Genomic DNA, 26,951 nt, shown 5'->3' with positions numbered 1-26,951 from the left:
AAATGCCCTAAACCGTTCCTGTTCTTTGGTTACATGGGTACCCCAGCCTTCTTTTACAGCAAGCCGGGCATTGTCGAAGATTTCCTTCTTGGGAACACCACCAAAGTGTTCAAAGCCGGCTCTATGACCTTCCAAGAAAGATTCCTCATTCTCCCTGGCAAAAGCCATGACAAAGATATCGCAGCTAAAGCACAGGCGCATACAAAACAGATGTATATTTTGTTTTACGGCTCCCATATATACCTTAGCCATTCCCCAATCCACCCGAACCGCATAAGTTTTGGGTTGCTCTAGTATGCAGGTACTATGGCAATACTTTTTGACGGTATTGCGGGAGATCCTAGCTGTCTGGCAATTTCCCTTTGAGAGTAATGCTATACCGCGTAAAACTGACGAATTTTTTGATATAGATCAACTTCAATTGTCACGTTCATTAGCCTCCTGTATCATAAGTTTTTCATATTCACAATACAGGATTTTTAGCCTTTAATGAATCAAAAATTCGTTAGCGTTTGACCAATTTTTGGCTCACTTTTATTATAGCGTTTATATATAGCGAGAGAAGGATGCATGGGAGCATAAAATATATGGCTCCAAATAAGTTTTATGAAGCATTCATAAGCAATGGTGTGAAAATCAAAGAATTCAGTGCATAATCTCCGGAATTAGGTGGCTAAGCCGGCAAAGTGTCGAAAAGGTATCTGGCGTGCGTCTCTCATGTTTAATAGTGTGCTGATGAACAAAGAACTTGCCAATCTCGGATATATCATCATGACCGACTGCTATCTGAAATGCTGTGAAAACTAATGAACCACCGTGTACCGAACGGTACGCATAGTGGTGTGAGATGTCGGCTGACCAACTAATGGTCAGCCTCCTACTCAATTAGCCATATATTCAGATAATTTCGACATATTTTACAGCCTTCACTTTAACGATATTATGCGTTATAATAAGGAGGATTGGCATTTATCAAATGGGGAGAGAAGTTAAACGGGGAAAGGATGATAGAGGAATTATGAACGTGAAGACCGTAACCTTTAAGGGCGGTATTCATCCGAAGTATAACAAAGAACTTACGGCTGCCAAGCCCATACGGCCGGCTACGTTGCCGCAAATAGCGGTGATACCGTTACAGCAGCATGTAGGCGCGCCATGTAAACCGCTGGTCAAGGCGGGCGACGATGTGAAGGTGGGCCAAAAGATAGGAGAAGCCGGAGGTTTCGTCAGCGTGCCGGTGCATGCCAGCGTATCGGGTAAAGTAACGGCTGTGGAGCCACGGCTACACCCCGGCGGGCAGCAGGTCATGTCTGTGGTAATAGAATCCGATGGACAGGATACGGTGGATGAAAATGTACAGTCTAAGGGCGATATCGATAAGTTGTCAGGTAAGGAAATAATAGATATTATAAAAGAGGCCGGAATAGCCGGATTGGGAGGGGCTGCATTCCCTACGCATGTCAAGCTATCACCACCGCCAGACAAGAAGGTGGATCTGGTTATAATAAACGGTGCCGAATGTGAGCCGTATCTCACATGCGACCATAGGCTTATGCTAGAGCAAACTGACGATGTGGTATACGGTACCAGAGCTATAATGAAGGCTTTGGGTGTGAGTAAGGGCATTATAGCCATAGAAAATAATAAGCCCGATGCCATAGCGACTATGCTTGAAGCAACGTCGTCTTATGCAAATATAGAGGTAATGGCTTTGAAAACCAAATACCCGCAAGGCGCGGAAAAACAGCTTATAAAAGCTATTACAGGTAAAGAAGTACCGTCGGGCGGGCTGCCGGCCGACGTAGGTACGGTGGTGGATAATGTGGGCACAGCGGTTGCCATAGCCATGGCCATCAAGACAGGTATGCCGCTTATAGAACGCGCGGTGACGGTTACCGGCAGGGGTATAAATGAGCCGGCCAATCTCATGGTGCGCATAGGTACGCCTTTCTCGGAGCTCATAGATGAATGCGGCGGATTCTCAGACAAGCCCGGCAAGGTGATAATGGGAGGGCCGATGATGGGCATAGCCCAGTATTCGCTCGATGTGCCTGTTATAAAAGGTACATCCGGCATATTGGTATTGACAGAAGAAGAGGCTAAGCCACCGCAGGTTCAAGTATGTATACGATGCGCGCGGTGTGTGGAGGCATGCCCTGCGGATCTGCTGCCGTTGTATATAAGTCGGTACGCGCTGGCCGGTATGTATGATAAAGCCGAGCAGTATAATGCTATGGACTGCATAGAATGTGGATGCTGTTCATTTGAGTGCCCAGCCAAACGGCCGCTGGTAGAGTCTATAAGATTGGCTAAGCGCACTATAGCGGCTAATCGCCGTAAAGCCGGTTGATAGGGAGGCAGAATGATGGAGAATGAACAGCTTGTTGTGTCCTCTTCGCCACATGTGAGGTCGGAGAGTTCGGTTTCGGGCATCATGCTCGATGTGGTCATAGCGCTTGTGCCGGCTGTTATAGCCGCGGCCATCTTCTTCGGTATAAGAGCGTTATTCATAATAGGAATATCTATAGCGACTGCGGTATTGACCGAGGCGCTGATACAATATCTTATGAAGAAGCCGGTGACGATAAACGATTGGAGTGCCGTAGTAACGGGCCTTTTACTGGCGTTTAATCTGCCGCCCACGGCGCCTTGGTGGTTGGTCGTTATAGGTTCGGCGTTTGCCATAGCCATAGTGAAGCAATTATTCGGCGGTTTAGGCTATAATTTTCTCAATCCGGCGTTGGCTGCCAGAGCGTTTCTTTTGGCTTCATGGCCGGTGAGGATGACGGCGTGGGTACAGCCTGGGGCTGACGCCGTGACTACGGCCACGCCATTGGCCATATTGAAAGGTACGGAGGCTGCGGGACAGTTGCCATCGCTTATGAATATGTTTGTAGGCAATATAGGCGGTACCATAGGCGAGACATCGGCTCTGGCGCTTTTGATAGGTGCGGCTTATCTGCTTTATAAGCGGGTCATAAATTGGAGGATACCTTTTATATATATAGCTACTGTAGGTGTCTTAACATGGATATTGGGTCCGGATGGTGCCTTTACGGGTCAACCGCTTTATCATATACTCGGCGGCGGCCTGATACTGGGAGCGTTTTTCATGGCCACCGATTATGTCACATCGCCGGTTACGCCGCTGGGCCAGATCATCATGGGCTTGGGCTGCGGCATAATAACGGTGGTTATAAGGTTATACGGCGGTTATCCCGAAGGCGTATCCTATTCTATATTGTTTATGAATGTGGCTGCGCCGCTTATAGAGCGTTATACCGTGCCCAAAAAATTCGGGGAGGTGAAGAGCCGTGCGTGATATATTAAATCTTGGCTTCAAGCTCCTTCTTATAACGGCGGTGGCAGCATTGGCACTTGGTGTGGTCAATGCCATAACCAGGGAGCCTATACAGGCTCAAGTGGAGAAAATGGATGCTCAAGGCCGTATAGCTGTGTTTTCCGAAGATACCGAATTCGTAGAGCTCGATGCCGACAAAATAAAAGCGATGAGCCCTGATTATGCTACAGTAAGCCAGGTGTTTCAAGCCAAAGAAGGTGGCGAAGTTGCAGGTTATGCCATAAAGACAATGCCATCCGGCTATGGCGGCGCTATAGAACTGACGGTCGGCATATCCACGGACGGTACTTTGACGGGCATATACGTGGGCAATAATTCGGAAACGCCAGGCCTGGGTGCCAAAGCGAGCGAGCCTGAGTTTAAGGATCAGTTCAAAGGCAAAAAGGTCGATACACCGCTTGAGGTGATAAAGAGCGGTCAAGGCAATGATAATCAGGTACAGGCCATATCCGGAGCGACTATAACATCCAGAGCCGTGACCGATGGCGTAAACACAGCTACCAAGCTTTATAATGAGGTATTGAGCGATGATAGCAGCGTGCAGCAGCTTCTCGTTCAGGAAGGAGGACAATGATGAAAGGCGTTGTAAAGGATTTTGTCAACGGCCTGTGGAATGAAAATCCTACATTCAGGCTGGTGGTGGGCATGTGCCCGACATTGGCCGTCACCACAAACGCGACAAATGGTGTTGCCATGGGATTGGCCGCAGCCTTCGTGCTGGTAGGCTCCAATGCTATGATATCGGCGATGAGAAATTTCATATCGCCAAAGATACGCATGCCGGCTTTCGTTGTGGTCATAGCCAGCTTTGTTACAATAGTGGGTATGGTAATGAAAGCCTTTTTGCCGGAGTTGGACAGGGCGCTGGGCATATTCATACCGCTTATAGTGGTCAATTGTATTATAATGGCGCGTGCTGAGGCGTTTGCATCTAAACAACCGGTGGCCAACTCTATAGCTGATGGCTTGGGTATGGGATTGGGCTTTACGCTTGCACTGGTTATACTGGGTAGCATAAGGGAAATTCTAGGCAACGGCAGTATATTCGGCATAAATTTATTCGGTGCATCTTATGAGCCCGCCCTGCTGCTTATTATGCCGCCAGGTGCTTTTATGGCATTGGGATTGCTTATAGGCCTTATAAATTATCTTACGCGTAAACCAAAGGATAATGCAGAGAAAGAGGGGAGCCATTAATGGATGCCGGGCGTTTGTTTTATATAGTGGTTAGCGGCATATTGGTAAATAATTTTATTATGTCGCGGTTTTTAGGTATATGCCCGTTTCTGGGCGTATCCAAGCGTGTGGAAACGGCTCTCAGCATGGGTATAGCCGTTACCTTTGTCATGGGCATGGCTTCGGTGGTGACTTATGTGGTGCAATATGCATTGCTCGAACCGTTGGGCCTGGAATATCTCCAGACCATAGCTTATATATTGGTTATAGCGACACTGGTGCAATTTGTAGAGATGGTCATACAAAAGACCAGCCCTACGCTTTATCAGGCACTGGGCATATATCTTCCGCTTATAACCACCAACTGCGCTGTGCTTGGCGTTACTCTCCTGAATATGCAGTATCAGTATAATCTTTTGGAGAGTCTGGTCAACGGTATTGCCGGAGCTTTGGGTTTCACATTGGCTATAGTGCTTTTTGCAGCTATAAGGGAACAGATGGATTTTGCACCGATACCCGAGAGCATGAAGGGCTTTCCGATAGCTTTGGTATCGGCCGGCCTGATGTCGCTGGCGTTTTTGGGTTTCCAGGGACTAGTCAAATAATAGAGGTGGATATTTGTCATGAATATAAATGATATATTGACTCCGGTAATTACGTTAGGTGGATTGGGGTTGATTTTTGGCGCTATATTGGCTTTCGCGTCTACGCGCTTTGCGGTGGAGAAAGACCCGCGCGTCGATGAGGTGCGCGAGGCCCTGCCGGGCGCTAATTGCGGTGCCTGCGGTTATCCGGGCTGCGATGGGCTGGCCGCCGCTATAGTAGCAGGAAAGGCTCCGGTAAATGCCTGTACCGTCGGTGGCGCTGCCAGTGCTGAAAATATAGGAGCCATTATGGGGGTAGAGGCGCAAGCCGGCGAGAAACAGGTGGCACGAGTGCTCTGCCAGGGCAGCCTTGAAGTAGCCGCTCAAAAGTATAAATATGTCGGCATAGAGAGCTGCGCTGCGGCCAATGCTCTGGGCGGCGGCAGCAAAGCCTGCGGATACGGTTGCCTTGGTTTGGGCGATTGTGCCAAAGCATGCCCATTTGACGCCATAGACATAGTAAACGGCGTGGCCATAGTCGATGAGGAAAAATGTACGGGTTGTACTGTATGCGTTGCAGCTTGCCCGAAGGGTATCATACAGATGGTGCCGCAGTCTAAGCGCGTTGTGATATTATGCGCGTCTTTAGATAAGGGTAAGCTGGTGCGAGGTTATTGCAAGGTGGGCTGTATAGCTTGTAATATATGCGTGCGCAAGTGTCCGGAAGACGCCATAGTGCTGGAAAATAATCTGGCGCATATAATTTACGATAAATGCACTAATTGCGCCGAATGCGTGGATAAGTGCCCGACAAGCAGCATAAAAAACTATAACGAGGTGTGTACAGAGCAGCAAGCGGCAGCCCTGTAAAATAGTATAACCTGTTCACCGGAAAGGGTCGGCATAGCCGGCCCTTTTTTATAAGCAAAAAGCAAGCCAATATACGAATTTTGCAAAAATTTATCATGAAATTTATCAAATAATGTAGTACAATATAAATAAAGCTATTTTAATTTCAGGAGCGGTGTAATGGTAGACGAACAAAAAATTGAACGAGCTATGCGCATGATGATAGAAGCCATAGGCGAAGATCCTGAACGGGAAGGACTTAAGGATACCCCCAAAAGGGTGGCCAGAATGTATGCCGAATTGTTCAGCGGTATTGAAGAGGATCCTCGGAAATACCTCGAGGTATGGTTTAACGAGGACCATGAAGAAATGGTATTGGTAAAGGATATACCTTTTTATTCGATGTGCGAGCATCATTTTCTGCCTTTTGTCGGCAAGGCGCATGTCGCTTATATACCGACAAAAGGTAAAGTAACGGGTTTGAGCAAGCTGGCAAGGGTAGTGGAGTCGTTGGCCCGCAGGCCGCAGCTTCAGGAGCGCCTTACCAGTCAAGTAGCTGATATATTGATGGAGTGTCTGGATCCTCAAGGCGTAGTCGTCGTGATAGAGGCCGAGCACATGTGCATGAGCATGAGGGGCGTCAAGAAACCGGGTACCACCACCATAACCTCGGCGGTGAGAGGCATATTCAGGCGAGATGCCAGATCGAGGGCCGAGGCTTTTGCTTTGATTAAGGGATAGGAGGAAGTAATAACATTGGAGAGGGTAGATAAAATCCTGCAGCATCCAAAATATATTGAATATATGCAGAGGATAGCGGCTGATGAGAAGGATAGAATTTTTTGTCGTCACGATCTTCAACATGCTGTAGATGTGGCGAGAATAGCTTATATATTGGTATTAGAAAATAAATTAATAATGAAAAAAGATATGATATATGCTACTGCTTTGCTGCATGACATAGGAAGATGGAAGGAATATGAGGAGGGTACCGAGCATGCCGAGGCTAGTGCTGAATTGGCGGCCGATATATTGGTAGACTGTGGCTTTGATGCCGAAGAAAGGGAATTTATGATTAAAGCTATCCGCGATCATAGAAAAAACGGTACTCAGACTACTTTCTTAAGTTCAATAATCTACAAAAGCGATAAAATGTCGCGATTATGCATTGATTGCAAAGTACGCGATCAATGTAAACGTTTTGCAAACGGCGGAAAGATAAATCTGTATTATTGAGGCGGTGTATATATGCATAAATCTATGCGGATAGGCAATAAGACGTGGCAATGGGGTAAACGCACTTATATAATGGGTATATTGAACGTCACCCCTGATTCGTTCTCTGATGGCGGCCATTTTTATGATATAGACAGCGCCGTAGCCCATGCCGGGCAGATGGTGGAAGATGGTGCGGATATCATAGATGTCGGTGGAGAATCCACGCGGCCGGGTTTTAAACCTGTATCGGCTGATGATGAAATAAACCGTGTTGTACCGGTCATAAGGCGTTTAGCTCAGGAATTGGATGTGCCGATATCAATAGATACCTATAAGGCAAAGACCGCTATAGCTGCCATCGAAGCCGGTGCCGATATGATAAACGACATATGGGGATTTAAGGCTGATATGGATATGGCGGCTGTTGCGGCAAAATATAAGGTGCCGATATGCTTGATGCACAATAAAAATGAAGCGATTTATAATAACCTGATAGAAGATATGCTGACGGAATTAAGGCAGAGCATAGATATTGCTCTAAATGCCGGGGTTGAGCCGGAAAATATAATCGTAGACCCAGGCATAGGTTTTGGCAAGACGTGGGAGCATAATCTCGCTATTATGAGGCGCCTTGATGAATTTAAACGATTGGATTATCCGATACTGCTTGGAACATCGCGCAAATCGTTCATAGGCAAGGTGCTGGATTTGCCCGTTAACGACCGACTGGAAGGCACGCTTGCCACAACGGCTGTAGGCATAGTAAAGGGAATGGATATCGTGCGCGTACATGATGTCAAGGCCAATAAGCGCGTAGCTGTTATGACCGATGCCATGGTGAGATGAATGGATAAGATAATCATAGATGATTTGGAAGTTTACGCTTATCATGGCGTGGCCTCGGAAGAAAAAACATTAGGCCAGATGTTTCTCATATCGGTCGAAATGGGCATTGACCTCATTGCGGCCGGACACAGCGATGATATAAGCGATACGGTTCATTATGGACACGTATGCAATGATATAGAGGACATAGTTGCCGGTCATAGTTATAACCTTATAGAGGCTTTGGCGCAGGATATAGCCGATCGTTTGCTGAAACATTATCCGAAAATACAAAATATAAAAGTTACAGTTAAAAAGCCGTGGGCACCTATTCGCAGCCATGTAAAATATGTAGCGGTAGAGATAGAAAGGATTCGATAGCAGGTGAGCGCCAAGGTTAACAGGGTTTATCTGGCTCTTGGTTCCAACATCGGCGATAGGGACAGATATATAAGAGAGGCTATAGATATGCTGAACGAGCATGAGGCTATAAAGATCGTCAAAATATCGCCGGCTTACAATACAGCTCCGGTGGGCTATATCGATCAAACCGACTTTTTAAATGCAGCTGTAGCTATTGACACGACGCTTTCTCCGCGCGAATTGCTGGCGGTCTGCCTTGATATAGAGCAGCGATTGGGGCGTGTCCGCACCATACGCTGGGGGCCGCGCACAGTAGATATAGACATAATATTTTACGATGACCTTATAATAGATGACGGCATACTTACAGTGCCTCATCCACGCATGCACGAGAGAGGGTTTGTGCTGCAGCCTTTATGCGATATAGCGCCGAATGCAGTGCATCCCGTATATAAAAAAACTGTGGAACAAATGTATAGGGAATGGAAAGCGAAAGGGGATATAAATTCTAATGTATAGTCAGGAAGATCTTGAAAAACTCAATGGGCGTGTAAAGACGGTATTAATTATTACGGCTGTTATATTTATAGGCTTTCTTATAGCGGCTATATATGTTGCTATTAACAACGCTCAATGGATCGGACAGTTGATCCTTATAATAGGCGTTTGTATGGATATATTTATATGGGGAATAAAAGCGACGCCCACCTTATGCTACAGAGGATTTGTAAAGGAAATACTGACCGGCTTATCGCGCACTGAGCTGGGTCGTGTGATTAGCATAAGCGATGAACCGGTCTATAAGGATAACAGGCTTTTTTATTACGAGGTACTTATAATGCAGGACGATGGTACTCAGCGTATTCTATTATTGGATGTGCATAAAGATGCACAAGGCTTACGAGAGGGTGCAAAATACGATTTCAAGATACATGATAATTATATAATCGATTATGTCGAGGCTTAACAGTCAATCGTTCAGGTCGGGCAACAGGTTCAAGGCATCGCTTTTGGCGTCTGGTTCCTGAAGATTTACGTAGCTTTGCGGTACATTGCCTACTATGACGGTCTCGGCTATAGGTACTTGGCTTACGACCTCGAGTTCCTGGCTATTTAGCGGTATTACCACCTTTATATGAGCTTTTACGCGCAGATATATCTTATGTCGGGTTTGATTAATGCCGGCATTTTCAAACTCGGTCACAAAGTCGTTTACCACAGAACCTACTGGCAGTATTTTAATATTTATGTACGGTCCTCTGCCGGCCAATATATCCCCTCCCAATACGGAACCTATCGGTACCTTTATAATAGTGGATGATACCGACTTCATTTCATCCAGCACGGCTAAAGCCGTTTCTGAACCGAGCTTGTTCATACGCATGGTATTAGCCTGCAGCATGGTAACACGCCCGTTGTCATCGGTTATGGCTGTTATGAGCTGGTCATAGGATATGCCGTCGGCAAGTTTTTTGTTTACGGCAACGTTTATAGCTTGTGTGGCTATTACCCTGGCTTTGGCCGAGGATAATGCCAATACGGTGGGAGCTATGCTGCGGTCTATCCATTCAAAAACCAGTGCAAACATTACGACTGCGACGATCAATACTATAAATAAATTCCATTTATGCCTCTTTTTAGAGCCATAAAGCCTGTACATTATAACGCCTCCCTTCTCATTAATATATGAGATAGGAAGGCGCATAGTGCTAGTCCATGGGCAGTATTTTAGCAAACCGTCGCTTGCCTACTTGTATTATATCACCGGGCTTAAGCTGTACATTTTCTTCGGAGGATTTTTGACCATTTATCTTTACAGCCCCCTGCTGTATAAGCCGACGGCCTTCACTGGATGTAGGCGCTAATTTATGATCGGCTAAAAATCGTGGCAACCATATGCTGTCTTTGAGCACGTCGGCGGGTACCTTTATCTCTTCCATATCATCGGGCATATCACCCTTTTGGAATACGCTCACGAATTGTTTTTCCGCGGCTTGAGCTGCTTCTGCGCCATGATACAGCGTAACCAGTTCCCTGGCCAGTGCCATTTTGATGTCTCGTGGATTTAGCACACCGCTTTCCATTTGCTCTTTGATTTCGTTTAGTTTGTCTGGGTGTATGTCGGTTAGCAATTCATAATATCGTATGATAAGCTCGTCCGGTATAGACATGGTTTTACCATATATTTCATCGGGGGGTTCATTGATGCCTATGTAATTGCCAAGACTCTTGCTCATCTTTTTAACGCCATCAGTACCCTCTAATATAGGCATAAGCATAGCTACTTGAGGTTCTTGACCGTATTCCCTCTGAAGCGTACGGCCCATGAGTATATTGAATTTTTGATCGGTGCCCCCTAATTCTACATCAGCGGCTAAAGCTATAGAATCATATGCCTGCATGAGCGGATAGAAAAATTCATGTATCGATATAGGCTGTTGTGATTCCATGCGCTTTTTAAAGTCCTCGCGCTCCAACATACGTGATACAGTATACTTGGAGCAAAGAACTATAACATCTTCAAAGTTTAATTTGGCCAGCCATTCGCTATTAAAGCGTATTATAGTCCTCTCCGGATCCAATATTTTATATATTTGTTTTTGATAGGTTTTAGCATTTTCTAATACTTGTTCTTTGGTAAGCTGTTTGCGCGTTTCGGACTTACCGGTAGGATCACCTATCATACCTGTAAAATCGCCTATTATCAGGACTATTTGATGGCCGAGGTCCTGAAATTGTTTCAACTTTCGCAGCACTACGGTATGGCCCATATGTATATCGGGGGCGCTAGGATCCAATCCTAATTTTATTGTCAATGGTTTATTTTCTCGATGAGATTTTTCTAACTTTTTCCTTAGGTCTTCTTCGCTTATTATCTCAGCTACACCCTTTTTCAATATTTTCAGTTCTTCGTCGATGGTCATGGGTACATCCTTTCGTTTATTCTATAAACAAGCTTATTTTATATGACTACTTGGTCATAAATTCTGTGAGATACCTGAACAGTCATTATTTTATCATAATAAATTAGCAAATTCAAAAAATATTATTGAAATTTCTTTGGATATGAGTTATCATTAAAGCAGGAACTAGAAAATATAATTCTAGGGGGAATGATAAAGAATGCTGATGAGAAACTGCGCTGGTGGTGTAGTCTTCAATGACGACAAAGTGTTTTTGCTAAAGAATGACAAGGGCGAATGGGTATTGCCCAAGGGTGTGATTCGTAACGGTAATCTTGCGACAGAGGTGGCATTGCGCCGGGTGAAAGAAGAAGCCGGTATAGATGCTGAGATAATCTCGACGGCGGGAGAAACCTGTTACGAATTTTTTTCTATATCCAGACAATGCCCTGTATGCAATCAGATAACATGGTATATAATGCATGCCTTGGATGATAAGTACCATGTAAACAAAGAAGAGGGATTTACCGATGGTGGCTATTTTCCTGTCGATGAGGCCATAAGGAAGATAACATATAGCCAGGACAAATCTCTGGTAGGTCTGTCATATAAAAAGTATAAGGATTTGCTGCTTGCCGTTTCATAACATATGCAAGGAACATATAGGACCGTAAAAGATTATGCCAGGGAACAGTATGTGGTAAAGCGTTCCAAATTCATAGCATCGCTAAAACCCGTTTTAAACGAGGGCGAGGCGGTGGCGTTTTTAGCTGATGTGCGAAATGAGTTTTACGATGCCACCCATAATTGTTATGCTTACAATATATTAATTGACGGTTCGCCTTTATGGCGTTTCAGCGATGACGGCGAGCCGAGCGGTACGGCAGGTATGCCTATATTAAACGTTATCAAGCAGAGATCCCTTTCAAACGTTGCAATAGTGGTAACGCGTTACTTCGGAGGCATATTGCTTGGTGCAGGCGGGTTGGTACGGGCTTACTCACATGCTGCTGCCTTGGTTGTAGATGCGGCAGGTATAATGGAAATGCTGCCTGCCAAAAGGATATGTGTGATAACAGGTTATAATCTTCTAATCAGTATCCAAAAATTGGTGTCAACTTTTGAGGCTCAAATCGTGGGAACAGATTATGAAGATAAGGTGAAAATGTATATAATTGTTAAAACCGAGGTGATGGATAGGTTCATAAAATCTTTGCACGATATAAGCAAAGGCGATATAGATATACGCATAGAGAATGATACATACATGCATAACTAGCGGCTGCTCATAATGAAATGAGCAGCCGCTTTTTGTCGATTACATAAAAAGCGCGATAAGGTCAATAATAACGTATGTAGGAATCAAAGAGATAAAAAGAGGTGAATGCTATGGTTAGAGTTGGCCGTAAAATTGCGCTTTTTATTATATTGACGATTTTAATGGTTATAACTGTGTTTATAGCCATGGTACAGAATAACATTGATAAGAAAACATATTATGGGGCAGAGTTTGTATATGAACAACAACAGAAAATATTGCATTTTACCTAGTTTATGGTTGATAAACATTAAAAACATGGATGAAAAAGAAAGCGTTATATGCCAAAATAAACTGCCGCGGTCAGCGCATAGCGATAAAATAGCAGATGATAAATAGAAGAAAGGATGTGGGTTCTATGGATGCTGTTAAGCAACACCAACAAGAGGAATATCAGCAATTTATAAAGGATAAAATTCCTAAACCGAATTTACTGCGAAATGCTGTAGCGGCTTTTGTGGTAGGAGGGCTTATATGTGATGTTGGGCAATTTATAAGCAATTTTGGACAAAGCTATTTTAATCTGAATAAAGATGATACATCGGCTTTTACGGCTATAGTGCTGGTATTTTTAGGCGCTTTGCTTACGGGATTAGGTATATACGACCAAATAGGCAGATTTGCAGGGGCAGGTTCTGTGGTTCCTATAACGGGTTTTGCCAATTCAATAGTATCACCGGCTATGGAGTTCAAGAGGGAAGGCTATGTACTGGGTGTTGGAGCCAAGATGTTTATCATAGCCGGACCGGTGTTGGTATATGGTTTTTCCTCTTCGGTGGCGTTGGGTATATTGTATTTACTATTTTCGATATAAGGGGTGAAGTTTTTGGCTGCAAATAGCGTGGGCAAACAGACGGTGAAACTTAATAATACACCGTCCGTAATAGCTACGGCCAGTATCGTAGGTCCTAAAGAAGGCCAGGGACCGCTGGGGCAATATTTTGATAAAGTGTTGGATGATGATCTGTACGGCGAGAAGAGCTGGGAGAAAGCCGAAGCTAAGTTCTTTCAGGAGGCTGTGGAAAAGGTCATAGTAAAAGGGCACAGAGATAAGCAGGAGATAAATTACCTGCTTGGCGGTGACCTGCTCAACCAGCTTATATCGTCCGATTTCGCCGCTCGGCAGCTCGGGATACCGTTTTTCGGATTATATGGTGCATGTTCCACCATGTCAGAGGCTATGGCGCTGGGGGCTATGCTGGTAGACGGCGGTTATGCGGATAGTATAGTATGTGCCGCATCGAGCCATTTTTCAACGGCTGAGAGGCAATACAGATTTCCGCTGGAATTAGGCGTCCAGCGGCCACCTACAGCTCATTGGACGGTTACCGGTGCAGGCGCAGCTTTGGTTTCCAATCAAGGAGAGGGCCCTTATATAACAACGGTGACCGTCGGGAAGATTGTGGACATGGGCATAAAAGACAGCAATGATATGGGATCGGCTATGGCACCGGCGGCGGCTGATACCATAGTGACGCACTTTATGGATACCGGCCTTACACCGGATGATTACGATTTGATTGTTACCGGTGATTTGGGTAGATATGGAAAGGACATAACCGATGAACTTGTGAAAAAGGCCGGCTACGATATATCGGCTAAACATTTTGACTGCGGCGTAGAGATATTCAGCCCGTCACAAGATCCTCATGCCGGAGGGAGCGGCTGCGGTTGCTCGGCGTGCGTATTGTCAGCTTACTTAATACCGCATATGTGGGATGGAACATATAACAGCATGCTATTTCTGGCTACCGGAGCACTCCTTAGCCCGACTAGTTCCCAGCAGGGCGAATCTATCCCGGGTATAGCCCATGCTGTGTCTATTCACAGGACGAAGTGAGGCGATAGAATTATGGAATATGTCAGAGCTTTTATCGTAGGTGGCACTATATGTCTTATAGGGCAGATATTGATGGACACTACTAAGCTGACGGCAGCTCGGATACTCGTATTATTCGTAACAGCGGGGGTCGTTATGGCTGGCTTGGGCATATATGAACCTATAGTAGAATGGGGTGGAGCAGGTGCTACCGTGCCGCTGACGGGATTTGGTTATTCGTTAGGTAAAGGGGCTATTGAAGAGGTAAAAAAAGCTGGATTGTTAGGCGCTTTTACAGGAGGAATAAAAGCCACTGCCGGTGGTATAGCAGGGGCAGTGACTTTTGGATATATAATGGCGGTGCTTTTTAATCCTAAAACAAAGCCGTGAAATAAAGCCCGGAAACTCCCGGGCTTTATTTCAATGGGCATTATTTCTACCTCCTTCTACCTAGATTGTCTAGATTGTTATTGGGAAATAGCTTATCTAGCAAGCGATCATCCTCGTTCGTAGGCGGAGGCGTGCTCTCATCCGGAGAATTGCCTTCGTCCGGAGGCGTGCTCTCATCCGGAGGATTACCTTCATCCGGAGGATTGTTTTCATCCGGAGGTATGCTGTCGTCTGGAGGTATGTCCTCGTCCGGAGGCTGATCCTCTTCAGGCAGCGGGGGAATTATTATCTGTTGCTGCTGATCATACCATTCCTTCGTGTGTATATTGCATTGATTAGCCGGGTCCTCAGGATCTTTTAATTCATATTTGCTATCGGTTACCGTAGCTCTCTGACTGTCGCTCAACGCCGTATAATAGAGCGAGTTATCCGGCCGCTTTACCATGGCTTTTGTTTCAATGCTTTCCTCCGGACAGTATTGTGTGGCATATTTGCCGGATTCTTTGCATATCTGTACAGGCACATGCAGATCACACGATTCGGTCGGCTGGGTACCCCTGATAAAATACTCTGTTCTGACAGTAGAACCTCTGGGATCCTTGTAGCAGAGGTCTGTAGGCAGCTTGCCTGATACCGTGCATACCTTGACCTGTACGATACCACTTGGCGTTTCATCATATATAGGTTTATTTTTCAATTCATTGTGTATAGGCTGCATGAATGCCTTCCAGAGACCGCCGGCATTGCCGCCGCCGCTAGTTTTACTACCCATGGGCTTATTGTCATCGTGTCCCATCCATACGGAGGCCGAATAATATGGTGTAAACCCTGCAAACCATGCGTTGGTCAGGTCATCGGTAGTACCGGTCTTACCGGCTGACGTCATACCTTTTAATTTGGTAGCGGTACCGGTGCCCCTTGATACCACATCCTCCAACATATCGGTTAATATGAAGGAGGCCTGTTCGCTTAAGACTACATGCTTATCCCTTGATTTATCATCAATCAATATATTGCCGTCTTTGTCCTCAACTTTTGTGAATGGTAACGGTTCTATATATACGCCGTGGTTGGCTATAGCACCATAGGCTGCGGCCATCTCAAGGGGTGAGGCTCCTGCTGCACCCAGCGTAAGGCCGGCTGGTGTTTTCTCGCTTGGCAGAATGTTCAGGCCGAACTTGGTTACATAATTATAGCCGTTTTCCACACCTACATCTTGCATAAAAGCCCTTGCCGCTACGATGTTTATAGAATCCTCTATGGCTTTTCTCATAGTAGTGAGGCCCGTATATCCCCTTTCCCCATCGAAATTGCCAGGATATCCGCGCGATGACTGCCAGCCTGGTATAGGGGCAGGTATATTTTCATAAGTGGTGGCCGCCGTGGCCGTATGAAGATCTAGAGCAGGCCCATACACGCCGAGAGGTTTCATCGTAGAGCCAACGGGGCGTTTTAACTGATAGGCTCTGTTGAGAGCGAATCTTATATTATCTGGGTAACTTCTGCCTCCGACAAGTGCCTTTACCTGCCCTGTGTGATAGTCTATAATAACCGCTGCGGTTTGAGGCTGTATAGCTTTTGTTTCTTTACCCTCTTTGGATACGCCTGACAATAGCTTAGGATAATTCTTATATGAAGCTACTGCATCTTCCAGCGTTTTTTGCATTTTTGGATCGACGGTGGTATATATCTTAAGGCCACCTGTATCCATTACGGCATCTGCTTTTTCTTTAGCCTCGTCTTCACTTAGGCCCTCACCGACGAACTTTTCAGCTAATTTTTGTTCCACGCTTACCAAGGCATAATCGACGAAATAAGGCATGATCTGGTTGTTATATTTTTCATTGCTTTCCTCTTTGGATATAGTCTTTATAGGTTCGGCTAAAGCTTTGTTATATTCGGTTTCATTTATATATCCTAATTCATACATTTTGTATAGTACGGTATCGCTGCGCTCTTTTACAATATCAGCCTTATCGGTACGCCAAGGGTTGTATAAAGACGGATTTTTCGTAATACCAGCAAGTGTGGCAATCTCGCGCAAGCTGAGATCCTTTAATTCTTTACCAAAATAACCGTTGGCGGCGGCCTTAACGCCATAGAAAGAATTTCCAAGATCTATGGTATTTAAGTAAGAAGCAAGTATCTGATCTTTGCTATACTTTTTTTCAAGCTCCATAGCTAGATAGGCCTCTTGTATTTTGCGTTTATATGTTTGCTCAGACGATAGCATTGTATTTTTTATGAGCTGCTGCGTTATGGTGCTGCCGCCCGACACACTATCACCGGTCAAATTTGATATAAACGCTCTCGCTATACCCTTTATGTCTACGCCATTATGCTGAAGGAAGCGCTCGTCTTCTATGGCAATAAACGCCTCTTGCAAGTCTTTTGGGATATCAGAAATATCGACCCATTCCCGCCAAATAGCTCGGCCGTCCTGCACCCCATAGATTTTGGTTATAAGGTCCCCGTTGCTGTCATAAATAAATGACACTTGGCTCTGTTCACTTATTTTGGCTATGTCTAATGGCGGTGCTGCATCTACATAAGCTTTGCCTATGCCTATTACAGCACCTATGCCGGCTATTATGCCGATAAGTACTGTGACCATTAAGATCTTTAAGCTGGTCATAAATATCTTAAGAAACACATTCGGTTCTTTTTTCCTGGGCTCAAATGCATGATTTTTATTAACGGACTGACCTTTATGCTTTTGTGACCTCGGCTTTAAGGATGTGTCAGTGCCGTTATTGCTATAAGCCATCTTTTTACCTCCTGTTTTATAAAAGTTCAATACATATATTGGGCAGTAACAATGGCTGAATTTAAATACATTATATTATATCATATATGTCAATTCGTATAAATGAATTATAAGTTACAAAAGTTTTAATTTTTATTTAATTATATCCATGATTTGGCACATTAATTCTTAAATCCTTTACCTGATCCCAGGTTTTTGGTCATTCATTTCGCCTACGATGCGGCGGATGTGTATACCGGGCTGATATAAGGCACTATCAGTAGCCAACAGACCGACGTTGTTTAGATTCTCTTAATACCGTAAAGTGAAAAATACAGCCGGAAACATTGCATGTTAACAATGTATGGTATATAATGTATTGGAGAAGGCTCTCCGTTCATACAGCTTTCGGAATATAGGCTGACAGAGGGTTAAAACACGACGTAGTATGATATAAGTTGGAGTTGTCGTACATCCTAAAGAAGTATCTGTGTAGAGTAGGTATTACCTACCCAGCAGTAGTGGCGTTGGACACGCCGGAGATGTACCGATGGAACGGTCATCGTTTCATCGGGAATCCGAAGCTCGCCAATTTATTGGTGATGTAGTTCACAAAAGGGGAAAGATGGTCTTTTATGTATAAGGATCTGCAGGATTTTGTAAATGTATTGGAGGGAAAAGGGCTTTTAAAGCGGATAACAGTTGAGGTTGACAGTCACCTGGAGATAACCGAAATAGTTGACAGAGTGGTAAAAAGCGATGGGCCAGCTCTACTGTTTGAACATGTAAAAGGATCGCCATATCCTGTGCTTATAAATGCTTTCGGCAGCTATGAGCGTTTAAATCTTGCTTTAGAGATTGACAATCTGGATAGGATAGCCGACAGGATTTATGATCTCATGGATATGTCTAATTATATGGGTTTCATGAATAAATTGAAATCGGTTCCCAAGCTGGCCAGATTGGCTAGGGTTTTCCCCAAGAAAGTAGAGAGAGCTGTCTGCCAAGAGGTCGTGGAAGAACCGGATCTATCAAAACTCCCGATTTTGTGGTGCTGGCCTGAGGACGGCGGCCGTTTCATCACGTTACCTCTTGTTATAACTAAAGACCCCGAAACCGGGCAACAGAACATGGGCATGTATAGAATGCAGATATATGACGATAAAACCACGGGTATGCACTGGCATTTGCATAAGGACGGGCGCGAGATCTATGACAAATACAGGAAATCAGGCGGCAAGATGCCGGTCTCTGTAGCTTTAGGATGTGACCCGGCTGTTATATATGCGGCTACTGCACCGCTGCCTAAAGAGATAGATGAGATGATCTTTGCAGCCTTTTTAAGGGGTGCGCCTCTGGACATAGTGAAGAGCAAGACCAATGATATATATGTGCCAGCCAATGCTGAGTTTGTGCTGGAAGGGTATGTGGATACGGAGGAATTAAGAGAAGAAGGACCATTTGGGGATCATACGGGCTATTATTCGCTTAAGGACTTTTATCCGGTATTTCATCTGACCTGCATCACCCGCCGGAGCAAGCCCATATATCCCGCTACGGTAGTAGGTAAACCGCCTATGGAGGATTGTTATCTGGGCAAAGCTACCGAAAGGATATTCCTACCGCTTATAAAGCTATTGTGCCCTGAGGTCATCGATATGAATTTTCCTTTGGAAGGCGTTTTTCACAACTGCGTTATCGCATCTATAAAGAAGCGTTATCCGGGTCAGGCTAAGAAGGTCATGCATGCCTTGTGGGGGATGGGACAGATGATGTATACCAAGATGATCGTGATAGTGGATGAGGACGTAGACCCGCATGACCTTTCAACAGTGGCGTGGAGGGTCTTTAACAACATAGATGCTCAGCGGGATGTAGTGGTGGTAGAGGGGCCGTTGGACGCATTGGATCATGCGTCGCCTATGCCTTTTTACGGCCATAAAATGGGTATAGATGCCACTAAAAAATGGCCGGAAGAAGGCCACGTACGCCCATGGCCGGATGATGTGGTCATGGATGAAAGCATCAAGCGATTGGTAGATGAAAAATGGCATGAATATGGTATTTAATAAGCTCAGGCAGTATGCTGAGATGGTGATGTTTTCTCATACGCTATTTTCATTGCCTTTTGGCCTTATGGCCATGCTTTGGGCGGCTGACGGTTTGCCCTCGTTTCGCGTTGTTTTTTGGATATTAGTAGCGCTGTTCGGCGCCAGAAACGGTGCAAATGCGTTGAACCGGCTTATAGACAAAGATATAGATGCAACTAACCCAAGAACGGTATCCAGGCATTTGCCGAGAGGGCAAGTAAAGCCATATGAGGCAGCAGCGGTGGCCGCAGTCTGTTTTGCGCTTATGGTATGGGCAGCTTATGAGCTTAATCCTTTATGCTTTATGCTATCCCCTGTGGCTATTTTGCTGTTTGTGTTATATTCGTATACCAAACGGTTTACATGGGCCTGTCATATAATATTAGGCATAGCTTGCGGCGGAGCGCCGGTAGGTGCATGGATGGCGGTTACCGGCAGCATAGGATGGCCATCGCTAGTATTGGGTGCTGTCGTGATGCTGTGGGTAGCTGGTTTTGACGTAATATATGCTACGCAGGATGTGGACTTCGATAAAGACTTCGGCCTTTTCTCTATACCTGTCAAGTTTGGTATAAAGAATGCTTTGCTCATTTCAACTGTATTCCACATAATAGCTTTGGTTCTTCTGCTTTATCTGTTCTTTTTGTTGGAACTGGATTGGCTATATCTTATTGGAATAACTTTGGCAGCAATCTTGATATTTATAGAGCATAGAATAGTATCGCCCGACCATTTGGAAGAGGTAAAGATAGCATCGTATAGCATAAACCAGATAGTTAGCGTTGTGCTGTTCATATTTACGGCGGCCGATATGTTTCTTTTGAGGTGATGATTATGAGCAGGTATATAGTGGGGATAACCGGTGCCAGCGGCAGCATATATGGCATCAGATTAGCAGAAGAACTTTTAAAAAAAGGCGATGAAGTGCACCTTATAATGACGGATAACGGACGCATGGTTACAGCGCATGAGACGGGCTATGCCGCAGATACGTTAACAGCTCATTTGAAGGAATATGGCGGCAAATTGAGAAGCTATGACATAAACGATCTCTTTGCGCCTGTAGCCAGCGGTTCATTTAAGGTCGACGGTATGATAGTAGTGCCGTGCTCTATGGCTGCTTTAGCGCGCATAGCCACAGGTATATCAGGGAATTTACTGGAGAGGGCGGCTGATGTATGTATGAAGGAAAGACGCCGCCTGATACTGGTGCCCAGAGAAACGCCGCTAAATTCGATACATCTGGGCAATATGCTGGCATTGAGCCAAGCCGGAGCGGTTATACTGCCCCCTATGCCAGCTTTCTATCATGGGCCGCAATCGATTAGTGATGTTGTGGATTTTATAGTTGGCAAGATATTGGATAATCTTGGTATAGAAAATGATCTTTATAAACGATGGAATGGAGGATTATGATCTATGAAACGGTGGTTGACATTATTTATGGTATCGGTGATATTGCTATCTTTTACAGCGTGTTATGCTGATGAGGGCAGCTCTTCCAGCGCCTTGGAGCCTATAAGTATAGGCGTACTACCTGATGTAGATTCCATACCGCTCATTATAGCGGATAAGAACGGATATTTCAAAGACGAAGGCGTAGAGGTAAACATACAACAGTTCAAAAGCGCACCGGATAGGGATAGCGCCTTACAAAGCGGCAAGATAGACGGGGCGGTATCGGATATATTGGCAGCGGCCTTTGCCAATGACGGCGGGTTTAATGTAAAGATAACCTCTTTAACCAATGGAACCTATAAATTATTGGTCAATAAGGATAAAGGCATAAGCGATGTATCGGCACTGAAGGATAAGAGCATAGCCATCTCTACAAATACCATCATCGAATACGTTACAGATAAGATGCTGGCTGAAGGTGGCTTAAAACCCGAGGATGTCCATAAAGTAGCTATACCGCAAATCCCGACGCGGTTGGAGATGCTTCAAAACGGCAAGATAGATGCCGCGACATTGCCTGATCCGTTGGCCAGCGTGGCTGTTAAGAACGGAGCAGTGTTGTTAAATAGCACCGATAAGCTGAATATAAACCCCGGCGTATTGTTGTTTACAGCGGATGCCATAGATAAAAAGGCGGACAGCATCGAAGCTATGTATAGGGCATATAACAAGGCGGTCGAATATTTGGGCAAGGAGCCGGTATCAAGCTATGTTGATGTACTCATAAACGATGTAGGATTCCCCGAGGATATAAAAGACAGCATATCGCTCCCAAAGTATGAAAAGGCGACATTGCCCAGCCAAGAGGACTTTGATGGCGTTATAACATGGCTGACGGACAAAAAGCTCATAAAAAATGCTTATAATTTCGATCAGTTGGTGGAAAAGCGTTTTGTGAGGTAGCCATGATATCTATAAAGGGGCTGACGGTAAAGTATGAGACCAGCGGCGGCATTGTGACGGCTTTATCCGATATCGATATGAGCATAGCCGACGGTGATATAGTGGCCATCATAGGACCGTCGGGTTGCGGCAAGTCAACTCTACTGCATGTATTGGCTGGTATTATAGGCGATTATGAAGGGCAAGTGCTCATCAAAGGGCAGCCGGTAAATCCTAGAGAGCAGCGCATAGGGCTTATACTTCAGGATTACGGTCTGCTTCCTTGGAAGACGGTTTATGAGAATGCCGTATTGGGATTAAAAATAAAAGGCGAGGTTATAGACCAAGTGTATGCCGAATATATTTTGAAACGCTTAGGTCTGGCGGATATGGCATCTAGATATCCGAATCAATTGAGCGGCGGGCAAAGGCAGCGCGTAGCCATAGCCCGCTCATTTATATTAAAACCTGATCTTTTGCTGATGGATGAACCATTCTCCGCTCTCGATGAGATAACAAGGGAAAGCATGCAGGATCTTTTTTTGGATATATGGAGGCAGTATAAAGTATCGACGTTGTTTGTGACCCACAGCATTGAGGAAGCCATATATGTAGGCCATCGAATAGTGGTATTGACGCCGTCGCCAGGCAGGATCCAAGATAGGATAGACAATCCTCTATTTGGAATGGACGATTTGAGATTATCCGATGATTTCTATCATATCAATATGCAGATACGCCGCATGCTCAAGGAAGACGGAGCGCATTTTTATGAAGCATAAGCGTATAAATCGCCTTTTGGCATTAGCCGCGCTGCTGGCGGCATGGCATATACTTTCGGTTATATGGCGCACACCTATTATACCGTCGCCGTGGGCTGTCTTTAATGTATTTTTCGAAATATTCTTTTCTAAATTGGCTGTTCATGCTTTGTACAGCATGTGGCGAATAGCGGCGGGCATAACGTTGTCGTTGATCATAGGTATCCCCTTTGGCCTATGTATGGGCTATTTCGAAGGCTTTGACAGGCTGTTTTCACCGGTGGTGTATTTCTTATATCCTATACCGAAGATCGCGCTATTGCCGGTAGTTATGCTTTTAATGGGCTTAGGTGAGGCATCCAAGATAACCATGATAGTTATAATCATCGTTTTTCAAATAATAGTTACGGTTAGAGATGCCGTGAAAAGTATACCTAAAGAGATGTATTACTCGCTCATCTCATTAGGCGCACGGCGCAGCGATATATTTAAGAATATAATTATTCCGGCCAGTTTACCTGAAGTAGTGACATCAACACGTGTCGGATTGGGCACGGCTATTTCGGTGCTCTTCTTTACCGAAACTTTTGGCACCGAATACGGCATAGGCTATTTCATCATGGATGCGTGGATGAGGGTGAATTACCTTGAGATGTACTCTGGTATAGTAATGCTCAGCGCCATAGGCTTTGTTGTTTTCTCTGCTATAGATGCGGCAGAATACCGGTTATGCCGCTGGAAATAATGCCCGGCTATGCTTGAACAACGGCATGCTTGCCGCGTATAGCCGATGTTATACTGCATGGTATATGTGAACTACATCGCCAATAAATTGACGAGCCTCAGATTCCCGCTGAAACAATGTCCATTTCATCAGTACAGCAGATAAGCTACCGTAGCTGTTATCAGCAATCAACTGGTAGCTATAACGCATAGCTACCAGTTGGGAGATATGGTACACTAAATATGCTTACAAAATTAATTATAGAGCTTACCATATACCTATGTAATTCAACCAATTACGGATGAAAGTGGAACTTACTATTACGCAAGAGTATTAGAATTAGACGGTTGCCAAAGCACCGGGGATACCTTTGAAGAGGCGTATGAAAGCATTAGGGAAGCTATGGAAGGATGGCTGAAAGTAAAGCTAGAGCATGGGGATCCAATTCCTGAACCTATTGGAATGAATCTTTCAGCGGAACGTTTATGATCCGGCTTCCCAAGAGCTTGCATAAGAGACTTGCTATAGAGGCTAAAAAAGAAGGCGTGTCCCTCAATCAATACGCATTATATAAGTTGAGTAAATAAAGATTTAATAAGAGCTTGTAAAAAGTTTCTATCCTTTATAAAGGGGAACTTTGATATTAGGACACTCGTAGGATTTTTCTAAATACCGTTTAATATGGGGGAGAAACAGGCTTACTCCCGACTAACCCTTACGGATTAGTCATACCATGATATCTTTGGAGGGATTAAAAGCAGCCTCGTTTCCGTTCGTGCCATTGTACAGCAAAACCAGCTCCGCTACGTTTGCGGTAATCGGTTAGTTTATGCGGTAGCTCTGCCCCAGCGGCCCCGGCCTCCTCCAAGGGACAGAAGATGGACACGGGCTTTACAGGCTCCACGGATGGGAGGCGTTGTCAGTGTCCTCCTGTTGAAATTTATTTTTTATTGCTTTCATCCAGTAATAGCGTGCTCCAATTACCGACGTCAGCAAGCATATAGATTGCACATAAACATCATAGCTCTTATATTGAATAAGTACAGGTAACAAGAAATAGAGTACGATAAATACAATTAGCGTAATAATTCCTCACTTCAATTCTTCTCTCGTTTTTTCCTTTCTACTCCAATATTTTACTGTTTTTTATTTTTGAAGCGTAGTTTTCTTTTGGATATCCACATGATAGTAACGCCAGAAATAATTAAAATGATAAAAATAGCTAAGAGCGCTTGCAAGCGATATTCTTGAATAAATGCACCAAAGTCATAGCCAAGCACATCTCCGCCGCCATAATAGCGAATAGATCCATCGGGTAAGGTCTCTTTTTTTGTAACATGCACCTGTATCATTGTAGATAAAACAAACAAGGTTATGCTTCCAATGCACCCCATAGCAGAACAAACAGCACCTAAAATAAATTGTATAGTAGAGTGAAATTTATTCTGCAAAACAACTGAATTGTTTTGCACCGCAGGTATGTCATTTTCACTGCTTATCTCATCGTTTAGCAGATAATCAATCGAGACACTGAACAATTTACTGAGGCGCATTACATTTGCTGTGTCTGGTAAAGATTCGCCTAATTCCCATTTGGAAATAGCCTGTCTTGATACTTCTAACTGTTCAGATAATTCCTCTTGAGATAACCCTTTTTGTTTTCTTAAAAGTTGGAGTTTCTTTCCAAATGTCATAATAAACACCTCCTATTCCATGTCTGTATTTTAATATTTATAGTGGTTGCACTCTACCAAGCAGACACGGAAACTCCGCAACTATAAGTTGCGATCCTTTTGACGATCAAATAAAATTTTTCTAAAACCACAAGGGACAGATAAGCCCTTATCTGTACCTCGTATTAAGTTAGCCCGAAGTGTAATATGCCGAATAGACGAATCCGGCACGATAATAGCCACCAGTGATGGAAACACGATAAGGTTTGACAAAAACGTATCGCTGGTCAAGCCGCAAGCCCCACCAGCCAGCAAACCCGCACAGCCCGAATCGTCTGATACGACAAAGACTCCAACCGGAACAGTTATTGTTGCTCCGGCTAAAGAAAAAGCAGAACTTGCTCCAAGCCAGAGCAAGGATAACAAAATAATTGCAGGTGCAGGAACCGTGACGCTTCGCCGCGGATAAATCCACACGGTTTCTTTGGGCACCTGTGCGTACGCGTCTTTCACAGTACTTGCAGCGTAGCCGCTACTATATTGAAAGCATAATGCGACGGATACCTCGGGCGGTGCCTGTCCGTACCTGCTGTCATACCTTATTCGGCTTCCTGGGCAGCAGGCACACCTATCGTTTTGAAGCTGTTTCTTGACTATTTTAGGTTTTGCAAGGGTTTTCTCCAGCGGTATATGCAAGCTGATTCCATTATGAGTGATGGCCGCTTTAGGGCTTCCAGCTGTCCAGCTATCATCCCATGCCGGTCCGCTGTAACGGTATTTTACCCATCGCCAATTTTACCCATCGTACAGATAGAGCATAATAGCGTTATCAATCCAGCGGTACATCCCGGCATAGAATGTGGTATTGAAGTTATATTGTCTTGGGGGAACCGGAGGACGCTGAGTGTATTTCTTGCCATTAGCTTCAAATCTGGCTTTCTCTTTATGCCACTTTTCAAGGTTTGTATAAAACGAGCTTGCAATGCCAAGAGCCGTATTAATAGCCGCCCTGCGGAACATGGCCGGTATATAATCTGAAACCTGCTCTAGCGGTATAACGGGCGATGGATTATCTTTGGTACGTTGGGTTAACCTTTCTAATACCGTTCCAGGCTTCAATATATTTTTGATATTTTTGAATATTGTTTATTCCATTCATATTTTACCATAAAACGATAAGATAATCAACGGGCGAAAGCCAACGATAAACCTGCCTTTTTGCCCCGGCCTAAAGCCCAATAACTTGCGGCAGGTTCCAAAACAGGTCAAGGCCGGGAACACAGCCAGCATAAAAATACAGGGAACACCGGGGGTTGAGTATGACATAGACTATATTCATCCGACCCAAGCAGTGCCGCAGGGCTTGAGCTAAAAACAGCAGGCTCAGACGGCAAAGTAACATGGACATGGAAAGTAGGCACTCGTACCAAACCAGGCACATATGCGATAACCATAGAAGGCTCTCGAAAACTAACTGGGAATTCAATATATTTCCAGCATAACCTGTGTAGCTTTCGTAATAGGGCCTAACAAGTTAAGACATAAACGGTCGGGCTTTTAACATAGATTTTAAACGCTTTCGGAGTTTCCGAAAGTACTCATGTAAGAAGATTGGAGATGATTCCGTTGGGTGATTATTAGATGAATAGCAAACAAATAATGCGAGAAAATAGGGAATGTGAGCGACAACTTGCTACAACTTAGTAAATAATGTAGACATGCTTGATAGTAAAGATAATAGTATGCAAAAAGTACGTCAATTTTTTGATCTTTCTTATGAAACCAGTGAGATTTTCAATGTCATCAGTTAT

Annotated in this window: 30 protein-coding genes and 2 pseudogenes; 25 read left to right on the top strand and 7 right to left on the bottom strand. The window is 44.6% G+C overall.

Annotated elements, in window-relative coordinates; all coding sequences use genetic code 11:
- Positions 1-252: pseudogene (locus tag JG770_RS04935) on the bottom strand (IS21 family transposase); the annotation flags it as partial.
- A gap of 766 nt (positions 253-1,018) precedes the next feature.
- On the opposite strand from JG770_RS04935, the gene rsxC reads away from it, so the two are divergent.
- The 12 genes from rsxC to JG770_RS04875 all read left to right on the top strand — a co-directional run bounded on the left by rsxC (position 1,019) and on the right by JG770_RS04875 (position 9,343).
- The gene (gene rsxC, locus JG770_RS04930) at positions 1,019-2,350 is read left to right on the top strand and encodes an electron transport complex subunit RsxC (protein ID WP_291955981.1); all 1,332 of its coding nucleotides are present in this window, start codon (positions 1,019-1,021) and stop codon (positions 2,348-2,350) included.
- Between the two features lie 15 nt (positions 2,351-2,365).
- Positions 2,366-3,322 carry an RnfABCDGE type electron transport complex subunit D gene (locus JG770_RS04925; RefSeq protein WP_291955983.1) on the top strand — a complete coding sequence of 319 codons (957 nt, stop codon included), beginning with the start codon at positions 2,366-2,368 and terminating at the stop codon, positions 3,320-3,322.
- Positions 3,315-3,935 carry an RnfABCDGE type electron transport complex subunit G gene (locus JG770_RS04920; RefSeq protein ID WP_291955979.1) on the top strand — a complete coding sequence of 207 codons (621 nt, stop codon included), beginning with the start codon at positions 3,315-3,317 and terminating at the stop codon, positions 3,933-3,935. Before JG770_RS04925 ends, JG770_RS04920 begins: the two co-directional genes overlap by 8 nt.
- Complete coding sequence (locus JG770_RS04915) at positions 3,935-4,558, top strand: electron transport complex subunit E (RefSeq protein WP_363320924.1); 624 nt, start codon at positions 3,935-3,937, stop codon at positions 4,556-4,558. Before JG770_RS04920 ends, JG770_RS04915 begins: the two co-directional genes overlap by 1 nt.
- Positions 4,558-5,142 carry an electron transport complex subunit RsxA gene (rsxA, locus tag JG770_RS04910; RefSeq protein ID WP_291955974.1) on the top strand — a complete coding sequence of 195 codons (585 nt, stop codon included), beginning with the start codon at positions 4,558-4,560 and terminating at the stop codon, positions 5,140-5,142. Before JG770_RS04915 ends, rsxA begins: the two co-directional genes overlap by 1 nt.
- 18 nt (positions 5,143-5,160) lie before the next feature.
- A complete protein-coding gene (gene rnfB, locus JG770_RS04905) occupies positions 5,161-5,991 on the top strand; it encodes an RnfABCDGE type electron transport complex subunit B (protein ID WP_291955973.1) in 831 nt (276 codons plus the stop codon).
- Between the two features lie 159 nt (positions 5,992-6,150).
- The gene (folE, locus tag JG770_RS04900) at positions 6,151-6,711 is read left to right on the top strand and encodes a GTP cyclohydrolase I FolE (protein WP_291955970.1); all 561 of its coding nucleotides are present in this window, start codon (positions 6,151-6,153) and stop codon (positions 6,709-6,711) included.
- A gap of 15 nt (positions 6,712-6,726) precedes the next feature.
- Positions 6,727-7,206 (top strand): HD domain-containing protein, encoded by a 480-nt coding sequence (locus JG770_RS04895; protein WP_291955967.1) that lies wholly within the window; start codon positions 6,727-6,729, stop codon positions 7,204-7,206.
- 24 nt (positions 7,207-7,230) lie between these two features.
- Positions 7,231-8,034: a dihydropteroate synthase gene (folP, locus tag JG770_RS04890; protein WP_363320923.1), complete on the top strand. Its 804-nt coding sequence runs from the start codon at positions 7,231-7,233 to the stop codon at positions 8,032-8,034.
- Positions 8,035-8,394: a dihydroneopterin aldolase gene (gene folB / locus JG770_RS04885; RefSeq protein WP_291955960.1), complete on the top strand. Its 360-nt coding sequence runs from the start codon at positions 8,035-8,037 to the stop codon at positions 8,392-8,394.
- Positions 8,395-8,397: 3 nt separating this feature from the next.
- Positions 8,398-8,895 (top strand): 2-amino-4-hydroxy-6-hydroxymethyldihydropteridine diphosphokinase, encoded by a 498-nt coding sequence (folK, locus tag JG770_RS04880; RefSeq protein ID WP_291955958.1) that lies wholly within the window; start codon positions 8,398-8,400, stop codon positions 8,893-8,895.
- Positions 8,888-9,343 carry a hypothetical protein gene (locus JG770_RS04875; protein WP_291955957.1) on the top strand — a complete coding sequence of 152 codons (456 nt, stop codon included), beginning with the start codon at positions 8,888-8,890 and terminating at the stop codon, positions 9,341-9,343. The genes folK and JG770_RS04875 overlap by 8 nt, the downstream gene beginning before the upstream one ends.
- A 3-nt stretch (positions 9,344-9,346) precedes the next feature.
- Here JG770_RS04875 and yunB read toward each other — a convergent pair whose 3' ends face one another.
- Positions 9,347-10,036, bottom strand: coding sequence for a sporulation protein YunB (gene yunB, locus JG770_RS04870; RefSeq protein ID WP_291955955.1), 690 nt, complete (start codon positions 10,034-10,036; stop codon positions 9,347-9,349).
- Positions 10,037-10,085: 49 nt separating this feature from the next.
- Positions 10,086-11,300 carry a tyrosine--tRNA ligase gene (gene tyrS / locus JG770_RS04865; protein ID WP_291955954.1) on the bottom strand — a complete coding sequence of 405 codons (1,215 nt, stop codon included), beginning with the start codon at positions 11,298-11,300 and terminating at the stop codon, positions 10,086-10,088.
- Between the two features lie 199 nt (positions 11,301-11,499).
- Between tyrS and JG770_RS04860 the strand changes: the two genes are divergently transcribed.
- The 6 genes from JG770_RS04860 to spoVAE all read left to right on the top strand — a co-directional run bounded on the left by JG770_RS04860 (position 11,500) and on the right by spoVAE (position 14,806).
- Positions 11,500-11,925: an NUDIX hydrolase gene (locus JG770_RS04860; protein ID WP_291955952.1), complete on the top strand. Its 426-nt coding sequence runs from the start codon at positions 11,500-11,502 to the stop codon at positions 11,923-11,925.
- A gap of 3 nt (positions 11,926-11,928) precedes the next feature.
- The gene (locus tag JG770_RS04855) at positions 11,929-12,558 is read left to right on the top strand and encodes a YigZ family protein (protein WP_291955950.1); all 630 of its coding nucleotides are present in this window, start codon (positions 11,929-11,931) and stop codon (positions 12,556-12,558) included.
- Between the two features lie 110 nt (positions 12,559-12,668).
- Positions 12,669-12,830, top strand: a complete 162-nt coding sequence (locus tag JG770_RS04850) for a hypothetical protein (protein ID WP_291955947.1) — start codon at positions 12,669-12,671, stop codon at positions 12,828-12,830.
- Between the two features lie 125 nt (positions 12,831-12,955).
- The gene (spoVAC, locus tag JG770_RS04845; RefSeq protein WP_291955945.1) at positions 12,956-13,411 is read left to right on the top strand and encodes a stage V sporulation protein AC; all 456 of its coding nucleotides are present in this window, start codon (positions 12,956-12,958) and stop codon (positions 13,409-13,411) included.
- 12 nt (positions 13,412-13,423) lie between these two features.
- Positions 13,424-14,437 carry a stage V sporulation protein AD gene (gene spoVAD, locus JG770_RS04840; protein WP_291955942.1) on the top strand — a complete coding sequence of 338 codons (1,014 nt, stop codon included), beginning with the start codon at positions 13,424-13,426 and terminating at the stop codon, positions 14,435-14,437.
- A gap of 12 nt (positions 14,438-14,449) precedes the next feature.
- Positions 14,450-14,806 (top strand): stage V sporulation protein AE, encoded by a 357-nt coding sequence (spoVAE, locus tag JG770_RS04835; protein ID WP_291955939.1) that lies wholly within the window; start codon positions 14,450-14,452, stop codon positions 14,804-14,806.
- Between the two features lie 46 nt (positions 14,807-14,852).
- On the opposite strand, the gene JG770_RS04830 is transcribed toward spoVAE, so the two are convergent.
- Entirely contained in the window at positions 14,853-17,573 is a 2,721-nt protein-coding gene (locus tag JG770_RS04830; RefSeq protein ID WP_291955938.1) for a transglycosylase domain-containing protein, read from the bottom strand.
- 614 nt (positions 17,574-18,187) lie between these two features.
- Between JG770_RS04830 and JG770_RS04825 the strand changes: the two genes are divergently transcribed.
- The 7 genes and pseudogenes from JG770_RS04825 (at position 18,188) to JG770_RS10650 (ending at position 24,054) form a co-directional block, all read left to right on the top strand.
- Positions 18,188-19,621: a menaquinone biosynthesis decarboxylase gene (locus JG770_RS04825; protein WP_291955935.1), complete on the top strand. Its 1,434-nt coding sequence runs from the start codon at positions 18,188-18,190 to the stop codon at positions 19,619-19,621.
- Complete coding sequence (locus JG770_RS04820) at positions 19,605-20,471, top strand: UbiA-like polyprenyltransferase (protein WP_291955932.1); 867 nt, start codon at positions 19,605-19,607, stop codon at positions 20,469-20,471. Before JG770_RS04825 ends, JG770_RS04820 begins: the two co-directional genes overlap by 17 nt.
- A 5-nt stretch (positions 20,472-20,476) precedes the next feature.
- On the top strand, positions 20,477-21,058 hold the full coding sequence (locus JG770_RS04815; protein ID WP_363320922.1) for a flavin prenyltransferase UbiX: 582 nt from the start codon (positions 20,477-20,479) through the stop codon (positions 21,056-21,058).
- A 3-nt stretch (positions 21,059-21,061) separates the two neighbouring features.
- On the top strand, positions 21,062-22,003 hold the full coding sequence (locus JG770_RS04810; protein WP_291955928.1) for a MetQ/NlpA family ABC transporter substrate-binding protein: 942 nt from the start codon (positions 21,062-21,064) through the stop codon (positions 22,001-22,003).
- Positions 22,004-22,005: 2 nt separating this feature from the next.
- Positions 22,006-22,764, top strand: a complete 759-nt coding sequence (locus tag JG770_RS04805) for an ABC transporter ATP-binding protein (protein ID WP_291955926.1) — start codon at positions 22,006-22,008, stop codon at positions 22,762-22,764.
- Positions 22,754-23,488 carry an ABC transporter permease gene (locus JG770_RS04800; RefSeq protein ID WP_291955924.1) on the top strand — a complete coding sequence of 245 codons (735 nt, stop codon included), beginning with the start codon at positions 22,754-22,756 and terminating at the stop codon, positions 23,486-23,488. Before JG770_RS04805 ends, JG770_RS04800 begins: the two co-directional genes overlap by 11 nt.
- Positions 23,489-23,752: 264 nt before the next feature.
- A pseudogene (locus JG770_RS10650) lies at positions 23,753-24,054 on the top strand (type II toxin-antitoxin system HicB family antitoxin).
- A gap of 549 nt (positions 24,055-24,603) precedes the next feature.
- Here the strand turns inward: JG770_RS10650 and JG770_RS04795 are convergent.
- From JG770_RS04795 to JG770_RS04785, 3 genes are all read right to left on the bottom strand, one after another.
- Entirely contained in the window at positions 24,604-25,161 is a 558-nt protein-coding gene (locus JG770_RS04795; protein WP_291955921.1) for a helix-turn-helix transcriptional regulator, read from the bottom strand.
- An 81-nt stretch (positions 25,162-25,242) separates the two neighbouring features.
- Positions 25,243-25,632 (bottom strand): hypothetical protein, encoded by a 390-nt coding sequence (locus JG770_RS04790; protein ID WP_291955918.1) that lies wholly within the window; start codon positions 25,630-25,632, stop codon positions 25,243-25,245.
- 303 nt (positions 25,633-25,935) lie between these two features.
- Positions 25,936-26,259 (bottom strand): hypothetical protein, encoded by a 324-nt coding sequence (locus JG770_RS04785; RefSeq protein WP_291955914.1) that lies wholly within the window; start codon positions 26,257-26,259, stop codon positions 25,936-25,938.
- Between the last annotated feature and the right edge of the window lie 692 nt (positions 26,260-26,951).

The sequence above is a fragment of the Mahella sp. genome (assembly GCF_020054945.1).
In the GTDB taxonomy this organism is placed as follows: domain Bacteria; phylum Bacillota; class Clostridia; order Mahellales; family Mahellaceae; genus Mahella.
Note: the sequence above shows the minus strand (reverse complement) of the source record. Positions and strands in the feature narration are given on the sequence as shown.

Excerpts from the sequence above, each read along its gene's own strand:
- folB (WP_291955960.1), top strand. The coding sequence starts at position 8,035 with ATGGATAAGATAATCATAGATGATTTGGAAGTTTACGCTTATCATGGC.
- JG770_RS04795 (WP_291955921.1), bottom strand. The coding sequence starts at position 25,161 with ATGACATTTGGAAAGAAACTCCAACTTTTAAGAAAACAAAAAGGGTTA.
- JG770_RS04925 (WP_291955983.1), top strand. The coding sequence starts at position 2,366 with ATGGAGAATGAACAGCTTGTTGTGTCCTCTTCGCCACATGTGAGGTCG.
- JG770_RS04830 (WP_291955938.1), bottom strand. The coding sequence starts at position 17,573 with ATGGCTTATAGCAATAACGGCACTGACACATCCTTAAAGCCGAGGTCA.
- rsxC (WP_291955981.1), top strand. The coding sequence starts at position 1,019 with ATGAACGTGAAGACCGTAACCTTTAAGGGCGGTATTCATCCGAAGTAT.
- spoVAC (WP_291955945.1), top strand. The coding sequence starts at position 12,956 with ATGGATGCTGTTAAGCAACACCAACAAGAGGAATATCAGCAATTTATA.
- folP (WP_363320923.1), top strand. The coding sequence starts at position 7,231 with ATGCGGATAGGCAATAAGACGTGGCAATGGGGTAAACGCACTTATATA.
- JG770_RS04805 (WP_291955926.1), top strand. The coding sequence starts at position 22,006 with ATGATATCTATAAAGGGGCTGACGGTAAAGTATGAGACCAGCGGCGGC.
- JG770_RS04855 (WP_291955950.1), top strand. The coding sequence starts at position 11,929 with ATGCAAGGAACATATAGGACCGTAAAAGATTATGCCAGGGAACAGTAT.
- JG770_RS04860 (WP_291955952.1), top strand. The coding sequence starts at position 11,500 with ATGCTGATGAGAAACTGCGCTGGTGGTGTAGTCTTCAATGACGACAAA.
- tyrS (WP_291955954.1), bottom strand. The coding sequence starts at position 11,300 with ATGACCATCGACGAAGAACTGAAAATATTGAAAAAGGGTGTAGCTGAG.
- JG770_RS04825 (WP_291955935.1), top strand. The coding sequence starts at position 18,188 with ATGTATAAGGATCTGCAGGATTTTGTAAATGTATTGGAGGGAAAAGGG.
- JG770_RS04810 (WP_291955928.1), top strand. The coding sequence starts at position 21,062 with ATGAAACGGTGGTTGACATTATTTATGGTATCGGTGATATTGCTATCT.
- rsxA (WP_291955974.1), top strand. The coding sequence starts at position 4,558 with ATGGATGCCGGGCGTTTGTTTTATATAGTGGTTAGCGGCATATTGGTA.
- JG770_RS04800 (WP_291955924.1), top strand. The coding sequence starts at position 22,754 with ATGAAGCATAAGCGTATAAATCGCCTTTTGGCATTAGCCGCGCTGCTG.
- rnfB (WP_291955973.1), top strand. The coding sequence starts at position 5,161 with ATGAATATAAATGATATATTGACTCCGGTAATTACGTTAGGTGGATTG.
- spoVAE (WP_291955939.1), top strand. The coding sequence starts at position 14,450 with ATGGAATATGTCAGAGCTTTTATCGTAGGTGGCACTATATGTCTTATA.
- JG770_RS04820 (WP_291955932.1), top strand. The coding sequence starts at position 19,605 with ATGAATATGGTATTTAATAAGCTCAGGCAGTATGCTGAGATGGTGATG.
- yunB (WP_291955955.1), bottom strand. The coding sequence starts at position 10,036 with ATGTACAGGCTTTATGGCTCTAAAAAGAGGCATAAATGGAATTTATTT.
- JG770_RS04850 (WP_291955947.1), top strand. The coding sequence starts at position 12,669 with ATGGTTAGAGTTGGCCGTAAAATTGCGCTTTTTATTATATTGACGATT.
- JG770_RS04915 (WP_363320924.1), top strand. The coding sequence starts at position 3,935 with ATGAAAGGCGTTGTAAAGGATTTTGTCAACGGCCTGTGGAATGAAAAT.
- folE (WP_291955970.1), top strand. The coding sequence starts at position 6,151 with ATGGTAGACGAACAAAAAATTGAACGAGCTATGCGCATGATGATAGAA.
- JG770_RS04875 (WP_291955957.1), top strand. The coding sequence starts at position 8,888 with ATGTATAGTCAGGAAGATCTTGAAAAACTCAATGGGCGTGTAAAGACG.
- JG770_RS04815 (WP_363320922.1), top strand. The coding sequence starts at position 20,477 with ATGAGCAGGTATATAGTGGGGATAACCGGTGCCAGCGGCAGCATATAT.